The sequence below is a fragment of the Actinoplanes sichuanensis genome (genome assembly GCF_033097365.1).
Classification (GTDB): domain Bacteria; phylum Actinomycetota; class Actinomycetes; order Mycobacteriales; family Micromonosporaceae; genus Actinoplanes; species Actinoplanes sichuanensis.
In genome coordinates, this window is the sequence record NZ_AP028461.1 from 2,631,770 (window position 1) to 2,649,374 (window position 17,605).

Consider the following 17,605-nt stretch of genomic DNA (forward strand, 5'->3'; position numbering starts at 1 on the left):
CCGCCGTCATGAATGCCCAGAAAAGATGCATATATTCACTATTTGAAGAGTCGTCGCGGCGGCTTGATGAATCCGGCATAACGGTCACCTTGCAGGGCATTATCTCGACATGGACGTCGCGCGCGGGCTAGCCGCTGACAGGTTCCCGCCTGATTCGGCCGAGGGGGTCGCCGACGCGTCGCCGGCCCCGGGGGAGTGGCTTGACGGGCTGTGCCGGCTGGCCGCACATCTGACCGGCGCGCCGATGGCCGCCCTGTCGTTGGCTGATGCCGAGCGGGGGAACCTGGTCGGGAGCCACGGGATGCCGACGGACATGGACCGGTGCGACGTCGTCTCGTTGACCGAGTCTCTCGACGCCTATCTGGCGGGCCGGTTCTCGGCGGCGACGGCCGGCCGCCGAGAATGTGACCGGGCCTCCGGTGTGTGCGATCTTCCGCTCCGCATCGGTGGAGCACACGCCTTTCTCGCCACCGCGGTCGGCGGCGGCAAGGGCGGCACCGTCGCGGCGCTGACGGTCTTCGACATGCCGTCCCGACACTGGTCGGATCAGGATGGTGCGACGCTCAGCGAGGTCGCCGCACTCCTGCCCGCATCCAGCTGGACCAGCCACCGTCACGAGTCAGCGGACCCCGCGGGGCTACTGGACGGAATGCCGGAGGCCTGCATCGCGGTCGATGCGGCCGGGCTCGTCCGCGCCTTCAATCGCGCCGCGCAGCGGTTGCTCGGGTTCTCCGCCGATCAGGTTCTCGGGCGGCCTCTGGAAACCACCCTCGCGCCGGGCTACCGCGACGAGCCGGTCGCCGCGGCTCTCGCCAGGCTGTTCGCCGCCGAGCCGGTGCGCCCGGTCCGGCGTGAGATCAGCGTGCGGCACCGCGACGGCTACCGCATCACCACACACGCGTGTCTGGCCGTGGTGCACGGTTCCGCAGGGCCGCTGGTCACCGTACGGCTGGCCGACCGCACTGCGCAGGACGCCGCCGAGGAACAGACGGAACGGCAGACGGCCTTCCTGGCCGCCCTGCTGAACAGTCTCTCGGTAGGGGTGATCGCCTGTGACGAGAACGCCCACGTCGTCGTGGTCAACCGGGCTCTGCGGAGGGTGCACCACCTGCCGGAGTCTGCCTCGCTGACCGGCCGGCCGTTGTCCGCTGTCGGCCCGACCTCGTTGTTCAACACCGCCATGCAGCCGCTCCCCTGGGATGAGGTGCCGCTCATCCGGGCCTTGCACGGGGAATCCCTCACCGACGTCGAGGTGCTGGTACAGCTACCCGACCAGCGGCTGCGGGGGTTCGCTGCCACCGCCCGACCGATCGTCGGTGGCGACGGCCGGCACCTCGGTGCGGTGGCCGTTGCCCATGAGACGACCACGTTGCGGCATACCGAACAGTTCCGCAGGTGTCATCACGAGGTCGAGAAGGCCCTGCGGGACACCGCCTCGATCGCCGAGGCCGCCCCGGCGGTGCTGCAGGCGGTGACCGCTGCGCTCGGCTGGCCATGCGCGGAACTCTTCCTGGCCGACGAGGCCGGCCAGGAGCTGCAGGCGGTCGGACACCACAGCGGTACGGGCGGCGACATCGACGGTTTCTTCGACCATGCCCCCATCAAGGGTCTCGGTGTCACCGGCCGTGTCTGGGCGACCGGGCAGCCGCTATGGGTGCCGGACATCAGCGGATACGCGGAGATCACCACAGAGTACGAACGGCACCGGGCCGAACTCTGCGTCCGCAACGGCATCCGCACCATTCTCGCCGTGCCCGTCTGCGATGGAGGCACCCTCCTCGGGGTGCTCACCTGTTATGCCGGAACCGCCGAGGTCCACGAGGACCTGCTCATCGTCCTGCTCGACGGCATCGCCACGCAGATCGGCATCTACATCGCCCTGCGCCGCGCCGAAGACCTGGCCCGCCAGCTGACCCGGTCCCAAGACGACTTCCTCGACCTCATCGGCCATGAGATGCGCACACCGCTCACCGCCATCACCGCCAATGTCGGGCTGCTCGCCGATGAGGCGGACAGCCTCGACGAGGAACAGCGTCACATGCTCGCCACCGTCGCCCGTAACACCAGTGTGCTGCGCCGTATCGTCGACGCGCTGCTGGACCTGTCCGCCCTGGAGGCCGGCCGGCGGAGACTCGCCACCGAACGCATCGACCTGGCCGCCGTCGCCGACCGGGCGATCCTCGCCATCCGGCTGGTCGCTGCCGACCGCGGCATACAGGTCCAGTCGACGGTCGACGGACCGGTCTGGATCGACGGCGACGAGACCCGGCTGCGGCAGGTCCTCGACGACCTGTTGTCCAATGCCGTCAACTACAGTCCGGCCGGTGCCGAGGTCCGTCTCGACCTGCGCTCGCACGGCCGGCACACCGAACTGTGCGTCACCGACACCGGCATCGGCACACCGGAACCCGAGCGCGCCCGGGTCTTCGACCGCTTCTTCCGGGCGAGCAACGTCCGCCACCACGGAACCCCGGGTAGCGGTCTGGGGCTCAGCCGCGCACGCACCATCGTGCGTCTGCACCACGGCACCATCACCTTGGAAGCCGACGAGCCCACCGGCACCATCGTCCGGGTCCGGCTCCCCCTGGCGACGAAGACCTGACGAGGCCATCACGGCTGAATTCGCCGCCGCCTCGTGGATCGCACGTCGAGCAGACCCTGGAGCCGGACGCGGCGAGAGTAAAGAGTCGGGCAGGGGACGGTAAAGAATCGGCGGGGGTCTTGGTCGACTGTTTCCCGAATCATGCCCGGCATTCGTGATGCCGCAGCTCAGTGCCGTTCGCTCGTGATCTTGACCGGATGTTCCGATGGCTACTCTTCAACGCGTGCGTGTACTTCTGGTGGAGGACGACCATCCGGTGGCCGAGTCGCTGCGGCGTGGACTGGGCCGGTACGGGTTCGAGGTCGAGTGGGTGACCGACGGCCGGTCGGCTCTGGCCGCCCCACCGTGCGACCTGGTGCTGCTCGATCTCGGGCTGCCCGATACCGACGGCCTGGACGTCTGTCGCGAGCTGCGAGCCCGGGGATCGGTTCCGATCATCGTGATCAGCGCGCGGGCCGAGGAGGTCGACCGGGTGGTCGGGCTGGAGCTCGGCGCCGACGACTACGTCTCCAAGCCGTTCGGAATGCGTGAGGTGATCGCGCGAATCCGCGCGGTGCTGCGCCGCTCAGCCGGTTCCGGCACCGACAGCAACCCGGCCGCCACCGACGGAGACGGGTCCCTGCCGGACCGCCTGGTGATCGACAGGTGGTCACGCCGGGTCCTGCTGGACGGCGCCGAGGTGGCACTGACCCCGCGGGAGTACGACCTGCTGGCGTTCCTGGCCACCGAGCCGGGCCGGCTGTTCACCCGAGAACAGATCATGGAGTCGGTGTGGGCGACCAACTGGTTCGGTGCCACCAAGACTCTGGACGTGCACATCGGCGGGCTGCGGCGCAAGCTCGGTGAGGCCATCGCGCTGGAGACGGTGCGCGGCGTCGGTTTCCGGCTGGTGGCGGCCACGTGATCCGCCAGCTGACGGTCAGCTACGTGGTGCTGGTGGCGGTCGCCATCGCCGCGTTCACCGTTCCGGTCGCCTGGGTGCTCACCGATCAGCTCAGCGACGACGCGATCAGTGCCGCACGCCGCGAGGCGGACACCGCGGCGCTACTGCTGGCCGGCGGGGACACCCCGTCGCAGCGGGCGCTCGTCGAACTCATGGACGCGTATTCGCGGCAGACTCCCGGCCGGCTCGACGCCGTCACCGCGCCGGGCCGACCCGCCGGTCCGGTGCCCGCGGCCGTGGATCCCGGCGACGAGGCGTTCACCCGGGCGCTGGCCGGCGAGCAGGTGGCTGTCGAGTGGGGTCACCAGGTTGGTTTGGGGGAGGAGGGCTTCGCGGTTGCGGTGCCCGCCCGGGATGCCGGCGGTGCGGTGGTCGGGGCGGTCCGGGTCAGCTATCCGTCGGCTCCGCTGGACCGGCGGCAGTGGCAGATCTGGGGCTTCCGTGGTGGGCTCGCGATCGCCGTGCTGCTGGCGGCAGCTCTACTCGGCCTGGCTTTCGCCCGCCGGGTGACCAGCCCGCTGCGTGCTCTCGACCGGATGGCCGGGCGGCTGCGCGACGGTGACCTGTCGGTCCGGGTCGAGGAGACCGGCCCGCCCGAGGTACGCACGCTGGCCCGAACCCTCAACACGGCCGCCGAGACCATCGACAGTCTGGTCCGCTCCCAGCGGACGTTCATCGCCAACGCCTCGCACCAGCTGCGCACCCCGCTGACCGCGCTGCGGCTGTCGCTGGACAACATCGCCGACGCGGCGCGTGATCCCGAGCTGCGCGACGACGTCGATCAGGCGTCGGCCGAGGTGGTCCGGATGAGCCGACTGGTGAACGGACTGCTGGCCCTGGCCCGTGCCGAGGGTGACGTGTCGGCGCCCGAACGGACCGCGGTGCGTGAGGTCGCCGCCGGACGCTTCGACGTGTGGCGGGCGGCCGCCGACGAGAAGGGCGTCGCCCTGGAACTGACCGGTGCCGCGCACGGCCCGGACGCGCTGATCACCCGCGGGCACCTGGAACAGATCCTGGACAACCTGTTCGCCAACGCGCTGGAGGTGTCCCCGGCCGGCGGGAGCATCCGGGTCACCGCCGTCGGCGACGGTGACCGGGTGACGGTCACCGTCGCCGACGAGGGGCCGGGCATCTCGCCCGAACTACGGGAACGGGCCTTCGACAGGTTCTGGCGCGGCGACACCCGGCCCGGTGGATCCGGGCTGGGGCTGGCCATCGTGCGTCAGCTGGTCGAGGACGACGGCGGCCGGATCCGGCTGGACGCGGCGGCCGGTGGTGGCCTTCGTGTGGTCATCGACTTCCGGGCCGCCGGATGACTCATTCCGGCATCGCCGAGGAATGGTGGTTGACGATCAGCCATTTCCCGTTGATGCGTTCGTAGACGAAGGTGTAGCGGGCGTCCACGACCCGCGTTCCGGAGTCGGAGCGCAGCGTGAATCGGTAGGTGCCGGTGTCGATGGCCGTGGTCGGGTCGAGTACCTTCACGTGCGATTCGGTGATGACCGCCTGGGGCCGGTTCTCCAGGAAATGCTGGAAATAGTCGACGATCTCCGCACGGTTAGTGCGGACCTGGTTCGACACGGTCGGCACCAGCACGCCGTCGGGGGCGTACCGGTCGGCCACCCGCTGCGGGTCCAGCGTCGTCAGCGACCGGTTCCACCGCGTGAACAGCGCCCGGATCTGTTGCTCGGAAGCCTTCGTCCGGACGGCTGACACGGTTGCCGGGGAGGCGGTCGCGCTCGACACCGCCCACGGCGCGGCGGTGACCGCCAGCACCGCCGCGGCACCGGCGCCGAGGACTCGGATACGTACTCTCCGGGTCATTGTCGTCTCCTGTCGATCGGGGGTTGATGCATTCCACTATCAGCGCCCGACAGAAAAGGGAGAGTGCGATGACGGCAAGGCTTCGGCCAAGATTCCGCCAATGCGAAAGCAGTTTCTCCAGTCGAGGCCGATCTGGCTGTGGAGGCGCCGTCGACGACTCCGGTGACGGCGGTCAGGTTGCCTTTTCCCCGCGGCGTCGACCAGGCGATCTACGACACCCCGGTGAGCCGCCGGATCGCACAGACCCTCACCGGCGAGGCGGCGTTGTGCTTCGACGCCTCCGACCTGATGCCGAGCGCGATGACGAACGCCTTCTACCGCGCGGTGCTGGAATACCTGCAGTCACCCGACGACCTCGACACGATCCTCGGCCGACTCGAACAGGTCCGAACCGCCATCCCCGTCACCGACTGGCTCGACGTACCGTGCGGCGCCTGACGGGTGCCCGCCGACTCACGTGCCGGCGTCGGCCAGCCCGCTGCGATAGGCCAGGACCACGGCCTGGGTACGGTCCTCGACCTCGAGTTTCATGATGACGCGGCTGACGTGCGTCTTGACGGTGGCCTCGGACAGGCACAGTTGGGCGGCGATCTCCCGGTTCGGCAGGCCGAGGGCCATCAGCTGCAGGATCTCCCGTTCTCGCGGAGTCAGCCGATCGAGAACACCGGGCGTCGACAGGACCGGCTCCTTACGGTCGGTGAGGCCGGCGATGACACCGCGGGTGACACTCGGATGGAGGTATGCGTTACCGGCGTGCACCTCCCGGATCGCGTTGGTGAGGTCAGTGGGCGCACCGTCCTTCGGAAGATAACCGGAGGCACCGGCCCGCAGCGCTGCGTGAACCTTCGTGTCCTCACTGAGCGTGGTGAGGACGAGGACCTTGACCGTTTGACCGTGTTCGACTGGGAAATCGTCGGCGGTGAGACGCCGGGTCGCCTCGATGCCGTCCAGGTTCGGCATCCGCATGTCCATGACCACGATGTCCGGGTGTAGTTCACCCGCCAACCGGACCGCCTCGAGGCCGTCACCGGCCTGGCCGACGACCTCGATGTCGGATTCGACGGACAGCAGCATGGCGATGCCGGCCCGGATCATAGGCTGGTCGTCGGCCAGCACGACCCGGATGCTCACGGCCGTTCCAGTTCTGGCTTGTGCACGCTCGAATTCTCGTATCCGAGAGTCATCGCGGAGCGGGGAATTCCGGTAAGTCCTTCCCTCACGCCGCGTGATTCTCCGCCGCAGTGGTGATCGGCAGCGTCGCGGTGACCACGAAGCCGTCGGCGCCCGGCTCTGCGCTGAGTTCCCCACCGATCGCGGTGACCCGCTCGCGTAGGCCGATCAGCCCGTTCCCGGTCGAGGGAATGACGATGCGCCGTCGGCGTCGCTTTTCGCCGCCATGATCGGTGATGGTGATCCGCAAACCGTCCGAGCGCCAGTCGAGCACAACGGCGACCGCACAGCCGGGAGTGCCGTGCTTGGTGGTGTTGGTGAGCGCTTCCTGGACCACCCGGTATGCGGTTACATCGACACTCCGGTCGAGCCGTGCCGGTGTTCCGTCGACGCGCACGGAGATGGTGAGGCCGGTGTCGCGCATGCCGTCGACGAGTACCTCAAGCTGGTCCAGACCCGGCTGATGCAGACTGTCGCCGCCGGCGCCGTCGGCATCGTCGGCATCGAGTCGCATCACCTCCAGCATTTGGCGGAGCTCGCCCATCGCCCGGACGCCGGCCTCCTGCACCGTGTCGAGAGTCTGCCGTGCGCGCTCGGGGTCCCTGGTCAGAACCGCACGGGCACCGGCCGCCTGCATCAACATCACGGTGACCGTGTGCGACACGATGTCATGCAGGTCGCGGGCGGCTCGCAGACGCTCATCGCGGCGGGCCTGTTCATGTTGCTCGCGGGCGGCCCGTGCCTGATTCGCCTGCCGCATCCAGAATCCCAGGACCCAGATCGCTGCCGCGCCCCCTGACGACGGAACCAAGACGATCGGGTCGACGGGAAAGTCTGCTATCTCCTGATCGGAGGTGTGCACCATGAAGTAGCCGGCACAGACGACGGCGGCCGGTATGGAGGCGGTCCGGCTTCCCCCGGCAGCGAGCGAATACAGCGCGATCAGAACGCCGACGAGGTATACCGAGTCGAGCACCATGTGAACGAAGGTGACGGCATACAGGATCTGAATGAGAAAGACCTCTACCGGCCACCGCCACCGTGCCACGAGCGTCAGAACGACGGCGGCGTCGAGCACCACGAAGACCCACCGCGTGATCGGGTCGTTTATCTCCGAGATCCACCAACGGAAGTCGACATAGAACGCGACGCTGATCAGCGGAACATCGATCGCGCGGGGGAGTGGCCCGCTGAAGTACTTCCGGACGAACGTGTGGTTCTTCGAGTCGGTGTCGGTATTGAGTCGCAGCACGCCGAGCATGCGCCGCAACTCGGCCATCGTCTGGACCCCGGCGTCCTGGACGCGGTCGAGTGCGACTCGCGCGCGTTCGGGTTGATCGGGGAGGACGGCCCGGGCACCGGCGGCCTGTAACAGCATGGCGGCCACCGTGTGCGAGACGACGTCGTGCAGTTCGCGGCCGGTCTGTTGGCGCTCGGCCCGCCGAACGGCGGCCGCGGCGGATTCCGCTTCGCGTGCCTGTACCGACTGGCGCCGCGAGTAACCGAAGATCCACACGACACCAAATGGGATCACCGCCGTCGAGTATCTCTCCAGGTAGTCGATGAATGTGTACCAGGAATTGTCATAGTAAATGTTGAATGTCAGGCGACCCAGAATTGAGGACGCGATCGGGCAGGCGGTGAGCGCGAACATCGAGACCTTGGAACTGCACCGCCGGGCAACCTCATAAAGGGTCAAGACGAGGCAGAACTCGGCCAACCCATCTGGGTCTTCGACGAACATCAGCTCAGGAGGAATCTTGACCAGGTAGGCATAGGTGAATTCGATCATGAATACGATGACGGGGTGTCGGTGTCGCGCGGCGAGCGAAAAAATCGCAGCCGCCGTGGCGCCTGAGGTCCCGTCCACTTCGTCTACGTACTCATAGAAATCCATGTACCAATAGAGGAGAAGCAGAAATATGAGAAACGAGTCGGCAGCGCGGCGAAGCCGCGGTCGGCCGCGGGTCGACATCGATTGGCCGGCCTCGGCCATGGCTGCGGCAAAGGGTGCTTCGAAGGTCTGACCGACCCCGGTATTGCGCCGACGCGGCTGGTGGCGTGGGTGCCGCCCAGAGAACATATCCTAAGAATAGTGTCGAAATCGCCCGAATGGCGTGTCGATCCGGCGGCATCGCTGGTGGATGTACGACCAGAGAGGTACCCCGACCCGGCGGAGAACCGCCGTGCGGCCCTCACGGAGTAGGCGACAAACACCGTCACAGACTGACGTCGGCGCACATCGGCACCTCGCACCATATGACTGTCCGATGGTCATAGGAGCGCCGAGGAGTCGACATGCCGTCAATCACGATGCCCAGCCCCGTATTCTCATTCGCTGAGGAATCGGCGACGGGCCTGCCGGGGCTCCGTAGGACCCGGACGAGCGCACACCTCGGAGCCGGCGGGGGCGGTGCGGTGGCGTTCCCGACGCTGACCGGGTCGGTCGAGGAGCCCCCGAGCGCCATCGAGTCGGAACTGCGGGCGCTCATGGCGATGGCCGCTCACGACCTCAAGTCTCCGTTGGCGGCCGCCACCGCGAATCTGGAGATGCTGCGGGAGGACCACGCCGGGCAGATGGACGGGGATGCCGCCCGTTGTCTCCAGGCTGCCGAGCGTGCGCTACGTCGGGTCAACGGCCTCGCCGAGGACCTGATGGCGTTTGCGACCGCCGACCAGCGGCCGGTTCGACTGAAGCCGCTGTCGTTCGCGGAGGAGGTCGCCGACCGGGTCACCGACCTCGACGCCGAAGTGTCCGTCAAGGGACCGCTGCCTACCGTGCTCGCCGACTCCTCAATGTTGCGCCACGTGCTCGACAACCTGATCGGTAACGCGGTCAAGTACACGCCGAAGGATGCCGTGGCGCAGATCGAGATCTCCGCCCGGCCGTGCTCGACCGGCATGATCCGCGTCGAGATCGCCGACCGGGGTATCGGCATTCCCGAAGCCGACCGGCCGCGGGTGTTCGACGCGTTCCACCGCTGCGCCAACAGCGGGGCGTACCAGGGCACCGGTCTCGGCCTGGCGATCTGCCGGCGCATCATCGAACGGCACGGCGGCCGGATCGGCGTCGATCAGAACCCGGGCGGTGGAAGTCGATTCTGGTTCACGCTTCCCGGTTCCGGGCCCGTGGTAGTCGCGAGCTCGTGACCGCCGACGGCCCGGATCTACACTTGACCATGCCGACGTGGGAGTACGGGCAACTCAGCATCCTCAGCCACATCAGCCTGCCGGTCGAGCAGCGCCGGCGTCAGGGGCTGAGAACGCGGACGACCATCGTCGATGCGCACGTGTGGACGGCGGAGTGGTCGACCAGCATGTTGGCCGAGCCGGTGCAATGGGAGGCCCGCAGTCACGCCGAGGTGATGAGCTGGCTGGCCGGGCTGAGCAACGACGGCTGGGACCTGGTGACCGCGGATCTGCCGTCCGGCCGCTATCTGTTCCGGCGCTTCCACCAGATCTGACCGACCGATCCGGGGCGCCTCAGCCGATCGCCACGCACCCCGACCCGACGAACCTAAAGATCTTTGACGCTCTCCAGCGGCGACGAGCTGGAATCCGGCGAGGCGGCGAAGAGGTCCAGCAGCTCTCCGATGGAGTGGCCGGCCTCGGCCGGGTGCCGGAACCGGCCGACCGGGTTGATCGTGTAGCGGTTGCGCCGCCCGACTCGTTCCCGCTCCAGGTAGCCGGCCGCCTCGAGGTCGGCGATGATCGCCTGAGCTGCGCGTTCGGTGATCCCGATGGCGTCGGCGACGTCGCGCAGCCGCGCTGTCGGCTCCCGGGCGACGGCCAGCAGGACATGCGCGTGGTTGGTCAGGAACGTCCATCCGATCGAAGGCACCACGACAATGTACGTAGGGCAAGCCACATGGTTCGCAGCGCCTGGTTGACATGCGAACCACATTTCGTGAATAATGGATCTTAGTTCGAGGGGGAGTACCCGACGTTCCACGCGCTGTCGTCAATACGTGCCCGACCTGACCGGGCTCCGGCGGCGCGGCCACCACGGTGGCCCGGGGAGACCTTCGTCCAGCAGAGCCGGCCCGTCCTGTCGGGCCCGCCTGGACGAGAGGTTTCCGGTGACCGTTTCCTGGTGGATCTGGGCGGTGCTGTTCCTGGCCGTCGCCGCGATGCTCGCGATCGACCTCTTCCTGCACCGCGACAATCACGTCATCGGCTTCCGCGAGGCCGCCGTCTGGTCCGGCATCTGGATCGCGGCCGGACTGCTGTTCGGTGTGGTGCTCTGGGCCTGGCAGGGCGGGGAGGTGGCCGGCACCTACTACGCCGGCTATCTGATCGAGAAGGCACTGTCGATCGACAACGTCTTCGTCTTCGCCCTGGTCTTCAGCTACTTCGCGGTCCCGGCCGCGTTGCAGCACAAGGTCCTGTTCTGGGGTGTCGTCGGCGCGCTGGTCTTCCGCTTCGTGTTCATCTTCGTCGGCGCCGAACTGCTGGAGACCTTCTTCTGGACCGCGTACGTGTTCGGCGCGTTCCTCATCTACACCGGCTACAAGATGGCGTTCCGGCACGGTGACGAGCCCGCGCCGGACCGCAATCCGGTGGTCCGCCTGGTCCGCCGGATCATCCCCACCGACCCGGCCTACCACGGCGACAAGTTCGTCACCCGCGTCGACGGTAGGCGCGTGGGCACCCTGCTGCTCGTCGTGCTGATCGCCATCGAGGTCACCGACCTGATCTTCGCGGTCGACTCGGTCGCCGCCGTCCTGGCCATCACCACCAGCACGTTCATCGTCTGGACGGCCAACGCCTTCGCCATCCTCGGCCTGCGCAGTCTCTACTTCTGCCTGGCCGGGCTGCTGCGCCGCTTCGTATACCTGCACTATGGTCTTGCGGTTCTGCTCGCCTTCGCCGGCGTCAAGCTGATCCTGTCCGAGACGCCGGTCGGCAAACTGCCCATCCCGGTGACCCTGGGCGTCATCGTCGTCACCATCACCGTCTCCATCGTCTGGAGCCTGCGGAGCACCCGCACCGCGGTCACCGACCAGGTCGGGTAGCACAATGCGTCGGTGAGATCGTCCGTACCCTGGTGGGCGCTGCTGTCCTCGACAGCGGCGCCCACGGCGTTGATCGGCGGCTGGACCCTGGCCGCGAGCCGGCAGCCCGGTGACTTCGACAGCACCGTGCAGACGATCAGTGCGCTGGCCGCCCGCGGCGCCACCGACCGGTGGTTGATGACCGCGGCGCTGGTGTGCGTCGGTGTCGCCCACGTGGTCACCGCGCTCGGGCTGTCCCCGGCGGCGCCGGCCGGCCGGATCGTGCTCGGCGTCGGGGGAGTGGCGACGGTCCTGGTCGCGGCGTTCCCGCTGCCCGCCGCCGGTACGTCGCCGGAACACGCCGCGGCGGCCACGGCGGCCTTCGTGGCCCTGGCCATGTGGCCCGCGCCGGCCCGGCGGCGCGGCCCCGCCCCGGCGATGCTGCGCCCGGCCGCCTCCTTCGCCGCGGCGCTGGTGCTCGTCGGCCTGATCGGGTGGTTCGCGGTGACCCTGAGCACGGGCGGCCCGGTGGGTCTCGCCGAACGCCTCGCCGCCGGAGCACAGGCCTGCTGGCCCCTGATCGTGGTCCTGTCGAGCCGACGCGGGACGCCTCAGCTGATCGCCACGTCGTCGTAGTAGACGGTGCCGGTGTTGTCACCGCACTTCAGGTGCAGCTGGACGCTCGTCGCGGTGGCCGGGGCGGTCGCGTCCACCGACAGTCTCGTCCAGGCGGACGTTCCGGTCGGCAGCCGGTTGGAGGTGTTCTGACTGATCCAGGCGCCGTTGATGTCGAACCAGCTGAGCGCGATCTCGGTGATGCCGGTCGCGTTGACGCCTCGGGCGTACGCCTCGGCGTGCCATGCCGCGCCGCCCTGCACCGGCGTGATCGGCGAGGTCAGCAACGACGGCAGGTTGCTGCCGCTGCGGGTGGTGCCGGCGAACCGGGCCGACCTGGTGCCGGTACGCGCCTGTTCGGTGGTGATCACCGCGGTGCCGGCGGCCGGCAGGTAGTTGCGCCACGGGGAGTCGATCGCGGCGGCCTCGAAGCCCAGGTTCAGGATGCCGCTCGGGATCACGCCCGTCGTCCACGCGCCGCCGACCACGGTGGTGGCGATCTTCGGGCTCGCATCGGTGCGGTAGAGCCCGAACTTGTACTGGGCGGGCATGGTCGACACCGCCGAGTTGGGCGGGATCGCCCCGGAGGCGAAGTCGTTGAGCGTCCACGGCGCGACCGAACCGACCCCGGCCTCGGCGGCGCCGCGGTAGACGCGGGCCAGGTAGGCGGCCTGCTCGCCCTCGGTGCCGGTGTGGGTGCTGACACCGGTCTCGCCGATCACTATCGGGCTGGGGGCGACCGCGTTCTGGGCCCGCCGGATCTCGGCGAGCGACCGCTCCGAGGCGCCGTAGAAGTGGAAGTCGTAGTAGTCCAGCGGGGTGGCGGCCAGCTGCGACTTGAGGCTCGCCATGCCGGTCGCGCCGGTGGCGCCGTCGACCGAGAGGGTGAGCGGCATGGTCGGAGCGACACCGCGGATCGCCGGAATGACCTGGCCTACCCAGGCGACCGCGGCGGAGTTGCCCGGCGGGAACTCGTTCTTCACCTCGACGGCGATCACCCGCGGGTCGTCGGCGTACGGCCCCACGATCGCCTGCGCCCAGGCGGTGCTTCCGGCCACGTCGGAGTAGCCGGCCCACCAGTCGAACAGGGTGAGTTTCACGCTCAGGCCGTGCGTGTCGGCGATGCCGACGAACTGGCTCAGCTTCTGGGCGTACGCCGTGGTGGGGGTGGGATAGCCGAAGGTCTGCGGGAAGATGACGGCCCGGACGTCGGTCGCGCCGAGCGTCGCGGCCCGCGCCAGGTCGGTGTCGATGCGCACCGGGTCGAACCCGGTCCACATGAAGGTCCAGCCCGCGTTCGACGGATAGTAGTTGATCGTCTCGGCGGTCAGCACCGCGGCCATCCGGCTCGCCAGGGTCGGCGTCAGGGTGGCGGCGTGGGCGGGAGCCGTCGGCGTCAAGCCCAGCAGCAGGAGACCGACCAGCGCGAAGGTGCACACACGACGGCGCATGAGGGGGACCACGCTTTCGTACCGGGGAGGGGGAGGCGAAGCGTCTATCGACGACACTAAGTGCCTTCGGGACGGTCGACAACGCGAGACGTGTGCCAGATGGTGACGCAGCGTGATCATCGTTGGTGGCGGCCGAGGCGCGGTCACCGTGGGGACGATTCGTCCGCCTGGCATGTTTCCGGGATTCGCCGGGCGCACCGAGGCACGATGCTGATGGTCGTCCGGCGCGTCGCCGGAAACGGAACAGGTTCCTCGGGGAGAAGAAGATCGTGAACGTTCGTACGCCCATCATCGTGACCGTCGTGGCCGCCGCCGCCCTCACCGGTTGCTCCAGCACCACGACCAGCACCAGCTCGGCCCCGACGAACACCACTCCCGCGGCGACCCCGACGACCACCACCCCCGCCGCGGCCGCGACGACCAGCGCCGCCACCACACCCCCGGCCACGTCCTCGACCTCGAAGCCGGCCGCCGCCGACGGGTGTACACCGTCGGAGGCGACGCTGCTCAAGGCGCTGAGCTCCAGCAAGATCGGGGAGGACCTGGCGCCGACCAAGACGCTGACCGACATCACCTGCTACCAGGGATACGCGCTCGGCCTGACCCACCCCAAGGAGGCCGACAACGCCCGGGTGGTCTACCAGTACACCGGCGGCGCATGGACGGCGGTCAGCGGCGGTACCTCCGGCTACTGCGACGGGCTCGTTCCCGCGGACGTCCAGAAGCACCTCAAGAACTGCTGACCCATCGGCGGCGGCGGTAGTCGGGGCCGATGGTGGGTAAGTCCATCGGCATGACCCGATATGGACTGCGCCCCAGCCGGCCGTACGCGGTGTTCTTCGCGGTGTGCTGCGCGGCCCTGGTGATCTTCGGTGTGGTTCAGATGATCCGCGGCGGCGAATTCCACTGGTTCTTCGTGCTGTGGGTCGCCATCGGCCTCGGCATGATCGGCATGGTCCTGTGGTCCGGTTTCGGAGCAGGACCGGGCCGGGGTACGCCGGTCGACGTCGACGAGAACGACGATCGTCCGACCGGCGTGGCCCGGCTGATCGGCATGACCTCGGAACCGGGCCGGACACCCGGCGCCGTCAACATCCGGGTCAGCAGGCCGGTGGCCGTGGCCGGCGCCGTGTTCGGCGTGGCGGTCCTCGTCTTCGGCGTGGTCCGGATGAGCGGCAGCGGCAACGGCGGGTTCATGGTGCTGTGGGTCGTGTTCGGCCTCGCCGTCATCGGCTTCAATCTGTGGTCCGCGTTCGCCCGCAAGGGCAGCACCTCGGTCCTCGAACGCCGCGACCCGCTGTAGCTCGGGCGAGCTACACGCAAGTGTCCGCGGTACGGGGACATTCTTCGGACGTACGAATCCGTAGGTTCTCTGCGCAGTTGCGGAGGCCTACGGAGGGTGCGTCATGTGGTTTCTCGTCCAGCTCGTCGCGGTGGTGGCGGTGTCGTTGCTGGCCGGTCAGGCGGTCGCCCTGGTGGACGGCCGGGCCTGGCCGTCGCTGGTGGTGGGGGTCGGTGCCGCGGTGGTCTCGACGCTCGTCTACTCCGCGGTGGTGCGCGCGACCGAGAAGCGTCGGGTGGTCGAGACCTCTGGCCGTACCGCCGCCTCGGGGTTGATCCGTGGGTTGATCCTGGGGGTTGCGGTCTTCTCGCTGGTGATCGGTGTGATCGCGCTCAACGGTGGCTACCGGATCGTCGGGACCACCGCGGATCCGATCAACGCGGTCGGCCTGGCCGGATTCATGGCCGCCGCCGTGACCAGTGAGGAACTGCTGTACCGGGGTGTGCTGTTCCGGCATCTGGAGCGGGTCACCGGCACCTGGCTCGCGTTCGCGGTGTCGGCGCTGGTGTTCGGTGGGGTGCACCTGCTGAACCCGAACGCCACCTGGTGGGGCGCCCTGTGCGTGGCGATCGCCGGTGGCGGGATGCTGACCTCCGCGTTCATCGCCGCCCGCAATCTGTGGCTGCCGATCGGCCTGCATTTCGGCTGGAACTACGCCCAGTCGGCGATCTTCGGGTCGGAGGTCTCCGGCAACGGTGTCCGGGAGGGGATCCTGGAGTCGGAGTCCAGCGGTGACGCGCTGATCAGCGGTGGGCTGTTCGGCCCGGAGGCGAGCGTCTTCACCCTGGTCGCCGGGGTGGTGGTCACGGTGGTGTTCCTGTGGCTCGCCCACCGGCGTGGACGTCTCGTGCCGATCCGTCGCGCGGCCGCCGTCGAAGCCGATGCCCAGCCGTCTAAACTCGCCGGGTGATCGCGCGGGTCCGGGATCTTCTCTTCGCCCTGCTGCTGACCGGTCTGGCGCTGGTCCCGGACTGGCACCGGCACGGCACCCGGCTCGCCGACGCGGTTCCGGCCCGGCCGTTCGACGGCTGGGGTGTGCTGGTCATCGTCGTCGAGTGCCTGCCGCTGGCGCTGCGCCGGGTCCGGCCGACGATCTGTCTCGCCCTGGTGTTCGCCGGGTTCGCCGCCGATCAGCTGTCCGGGTACAACACGTTGGGTGGCACCGCGCTGCCGGTCGCTCTGATCAGCGCGGGCCTGCACTCGGACCGGTACCGGCGGACCATCGTGGTCACCGCGACCGCCGCCTTCCTGGCCCTGGCCGCCGTGCTGGCCCGGATCGGGCGGCTCGGGCCGGACGTGGTCGCGCTGTTCTACCTGGTCCTCGGTTCGATGTGGGTGGTCGGGGCGACGTTGCGCCGCAGCCGGATCGCCGAACTGGATCACCGGCGGCAGCTGGAGCAGGCGACCCGGGCCGGTGAGCGCACCCGGATCGCCCGTGAGCTGCACGACGTGGTGACCCATCACGTGACCGCCATGGTGGTCCAGGCCGAGGCGGCCCGCTATCTGACCGGCGCGCCGGAGCGGCTCGACGGCGCGTTGGCGGCGATCGCGGACACCGGCCGGCAGGCGGTCACCGATCTGCGGCACGTGCTGGACCTGCTCGATCCCGGTCACGGTGGTGAGCTGCGGGCGCTGGTCGAGCGGACCCGCCGGGCCGGGCAGCCGGTCGAACTGGTCGAGCAGGGCAGTCCGCCGGACACCCCGGAGGGTGCGGCGGCCACCGTCTACCGGGTGGCTCAGGAGGCGTTGACGAACGCTTTGAAGTACGACCACGGTGCCCGGACCAGCGTCACGGTCCGGTATCGGGCCGGGGAGATCGACATGCGGATCAGTACGGACGGGTCGGGTGCCGGTACCGAGCGGGCCGGCGGTGGCGGGCGTGGCCTGGCCGGGCTGCGCGAGCGGGTCGACACGCTCGGCGGCGTTTTCAGTGCCGGCCCGCGCGCGGAGGGCGGGTTCCTGGTCACGGCGCGGATCCCGACCGGGGCGACGTCGTGATCCGGGTGCTGGTCTGTGACGACCAGCCGCTGATCCGGACCGGGTTCGCCACCATCATCGACGCCCAGGCGGACATGACGGTGGCCGGGGAGTGCGGTGACGGCCACCGCGCGGTCGACCTGGCGCGTGAGCTGGCACCGGACGTGGTGGTGATGGACGTGCGGATGCCCGGCCTGGACGGCATCGAGGCGACCGCCCGGCTGGCCGGAGCCGGAGTGCGGCATCCGGTCAAGGTGCTGGTCGTGACGACGTTCAACCTCGACGAGTACGTCTACGAGTCGCTGCGGGCGGGGGCCAGCGGGTTCCTGCTCAAGGACGCCCCGCCGGCGCACCTCCTACACGGCATCCGCACGGTGGCGGCCGGGTCGGCGCTGCTGGCGCCGGAGGTGACCCGGCAGTTGGTCGGCCGGTACGCGTCCCGGATCCTACCGGCCCCGCCCGGCGCGGGTGGCACGCCGTTGAGCGGGCGGGAGCTGGAGGTGCTGCGGCTGATCGCGAACGGCCTGTCCAACACCGAGATCGCGGCGACGCTGGTGATCAGCCACGAGACGGTCAAGACGTACGTCTCGCGGATCCTGACCAAACTCGATCTGCGGGATCGGGTGCAGGCGGTGGTCTACGCCTACCGCAACGGGCTGGTGAGCTGACCGGGCGGCCGGAGCCGCC

18 protein-coding genes are annotated in these 17,605 nt (G+C 69.1%); 13 read left to right on the forward strand and 5 right to left on the reverse strand.

Going from position 1 to position 17,605, the window contains the following annotated elements:
* Positions 1-109 precede the first annotated feature (109 nt).
* The 3 genes from Q0Z83_RS11705 to Q0Z83_RS11715 all read left to right on the forward strand — a co-directional run bounded on the left by Q0Z83_RS11705 (position 110) and on the right by Q0Z83_RS11715 (position 4,861).
* Entirely contained in the window at positions 110-2,602 is a 2,493-nt protein-coding gene (locus Q0Z83_RS11705; protein WP_317793888.1) for a PAS domain-containing sensor histidine kinase, read from the forward strand.
* 205 nt (positions 2,603-2,807) lie between these two features.
* Positions 2,808-3,506 (forward strand): response regulator transcription factor, encoded by a 699-nt coding sequence (locus tag Q0Z83_RS11710; RefSeq protein WP_317793889.1) that lies wholly within the window; start codon positions 2,808-2,810, stop codon positions 3,504-3,506.
* Complete coding sequence (locus Q0Z83_RS11715) at positions 3,503-4,861, forward strand: sensor histidine kinase (protein ID WP_317793890.1); 1,359 nt, start codon at positions 3,503-3,505, stop codon at positions 4,859-4,861. Before Q0Z83_RS11710 ends, Q0Z83_RS11715 begins: the two co-directional genes overlap by 4 nt.
* Position 4,862: 1 nt before the next feature.
* Here Q0Z83_RS11715 and Q0Z83_RS11720 read toward each other — a convergent pair whose 3' ends face one another.
* A complete protein-coding gene (locus tag Q0Z83_RS11720; RefSeq protein WP_317793891.1) occupies positions 4,863-5,369 on the reverse strand; it encodes an SgcJ/EcaC family oxidoreductase in 507 nt (168 codons plus the stop codon).
* 177 nt (positions 5,370-5,546) lie between these two features.
* On the opposite strand from Q0Z83_RS11720, the gene Q0Z83_RS11725 reads away from it, so the two are divergent.
* The gene (locus tag Q0Z83_RS11725; protein ID WP_317793892.1) at positions 5,547-5,807 is read left to right on the forward strand and encodes a hypothetical protein; all 261 of its coding nucleotides are present in this window, start codon (positions 5,547-5,549) and stop codon (positions 5,805-5,807) included.
* A 15-nt stretch (positions 5,808-5,822) separates the two neighbouring features.
* Here the strand turns inward: Q0Z83_RS11725 and Q0Z83_RS11730 are convergent, their stop codons facing one another.
* Together Q0Z83_RS11730 and Q0Z83_RS11735 are read right to left on the reverse strand one after the other, a co-directional pair.
* Positions 5,823-6,500: a response regulator gene (locus tag Q0Z83_RS11730; RefSeq protein ID WP_317793893.1), complete on the reverse strand. Its 678-nt coding sequence runs from the start codon at positions 6,498-6,500 to the stop codon at positions 5,823-5,825.
* A gap of 85 nt (positions 6,501-6,585) precedes the next feature.
* Positions 6,586-8,622, reverse strand: coding sequence for an ATP-binding protein (locus tag Q0Z83_RS11735; protein WP_317793894.1), 2,037 nt, complete (start codon positions 8,620-8,622; stop codon positions 6,586-6,588).
* A 335-nt stretch (positions 8,623-8,957) separates the two neighbouring features.
* Between Q0Z83_RS11735 and Q0Z83_RS11740 the strand changes: the two genes are divergently transcribed.
* A complete protein-coding gene (locus tag Q0Z83_RS11740) occupies positions 8,958-9,689 on the forward strand; it encodes a sensor histidine kinase (protein ID WP_317793895.1) in 732 nt (243 codons plus the stop codon).
* A gap of 29 nt (positions 9,690-9,718) precedes the next feature.
* Positions 9,719-10,003: a hypothetical protein gene (locus Q0Z83_RS11745; RefSeq protein WP_317793896.1), complete on the forward strand. Its 285-nt coding sequence runs from the start codon at positions 9,719-9,721 to the stop codon at positions 10,001-10,003.
* Between the two features lie 53 nt (positions 10,004-10,056).
* Here Q0Z83_RS11745 and Q0Z83_RS11750 read toward each other — a convergent pair whose 3' ends face one another.
* A complete protein-coding gene (locus Q0Z83_RS11750) occupies positions 10,057-10,380 on the reverse strand; it encodes a helix-turn-helix transcriptional regulator (RefSeq protein ID WP_317793897.1) in 324 nt (107 codons plus the stop codon).
* Positions 10,381-10,618: 238 nt separating this feature from the next.
* Here Q0Z83_RS11750 and Q0Z83_RS11755 point away from each other — a divergent pair, with 238 nt between their 5' ends.
* Positions 10,619-11,554, forward strand: a complete 936-nt coding sequence (locus Q0Z83_RS11755) for a TerC family protein (RefSeq protein WP_317793898.1) — start codon at positions 10,619-10,621, stop codon at positions 11,552-11,554.
* Positions 11,555-11,566: 12 nt separating this feature from the next.
* Complete coding sequence (locus Q0Z83_RS11760; protein ID WP_317793899.1) at positions 11,567-12,169, forward strand: DUF998 domain-containing protein; 603 nt, start codon at positions 11,567-11,569, stop codon at positions 12,167-12,169.
* Here the strand turns inward: Q0Z83_RS11760 and Q0Z83_RS11765 are convergent.
* Positions 12,145-13,599, reverse strand: a complete 1,455-nt coding sequence (locus Q0Z83_RS11765; RefSeq protein ID WP_317793900.1) for a cellulase family glycosylhydrolase — start codon at positions 13,597-13,599, stop codon at positions 12,145-12,147. The genes Q0Z83_RS11760 and Q0Z83_RS11765 overlap by 25 nt on opposite strands.
* 269 nt (positions 13,600-13,868) lie before the next feature.
* On the opposite strand from Q0Z83_RS11765, the gene Q0Z83_RS11770 reads away from it, so the two are divergent.
* The 5 genes from Q0Z83_RS11770 (at position 13,869) to Q0Z83_RS11790 (ending at position 17,586) form a co-directional block, all read left to right on the forward strand.
* Complete coding sequence (locus tag Q0Z83_RS11770; RefSeq protein ID WP_317793901.1) at positions 13,869-14,342, forward strand: hypothetical protein; 474 nt, start codon at positions 13,869-13,871, stop codon at positions 14,340-14,342.
* Positions 14,343-14,392: 50 nt separating this feature from the next.
* The gene (locus Q0Z83_RS11775) at positions 14,393-14,902 is read left to right on the forward strand and encodes a hypothetical protein (protein WP_317793902.1); all 510 of its coding nucleotides are present in this window, start codon (positions 14,393-14,395) and stop codon (positions 14,900-14,902) included.
* Positions 14,903-15,005: 103 nt separating this feature from the next.
* Positions 15,006-15,851 carry a CPBP family intramembrane glutamic endopeptidase gene (locus tag Q0Z83_RS11780; protein WP_317793903.1) on the forward strand — a complete coding sequence of 282 codons (846 nt, stop codon included), beginning with the start codon at positions 15,006-15,008 and terminating at the stop codon, positions 15,849-15,851.
* On the forward strand, positions 15,848-16,939 hold the full coding sequence (locus Q0Z83_RS11785) for a sensor histidine kinase (protein WP_317793904.1): 1,092 nt from the start codon (positions 15,848-15,850) through the stop codon (positions 16,937-16,939). The genes Q0Z83_RS11780 and Q0Z83_RS11785 overlap by 4 nt, the downstream gene beginning before the upstream one ends.
* Positions 16,936-17,586, forward strand: coding sequence for a response regulator (locus Q0Z83_RS11790; RefSeq protein WP_317793905.1), 651 nt, complete (start codon positions 16,936-16,938; stop codon positions 17,584-17,586). The genes Q0Z83_RS11785 and Q0Z83_RS11790 overlap by 4 nt, the downstream gene beginning before the upstream one ends.
* The last annotated feature ends 19 nt before the right edge of the window (positions 17,587-17,605 follow it).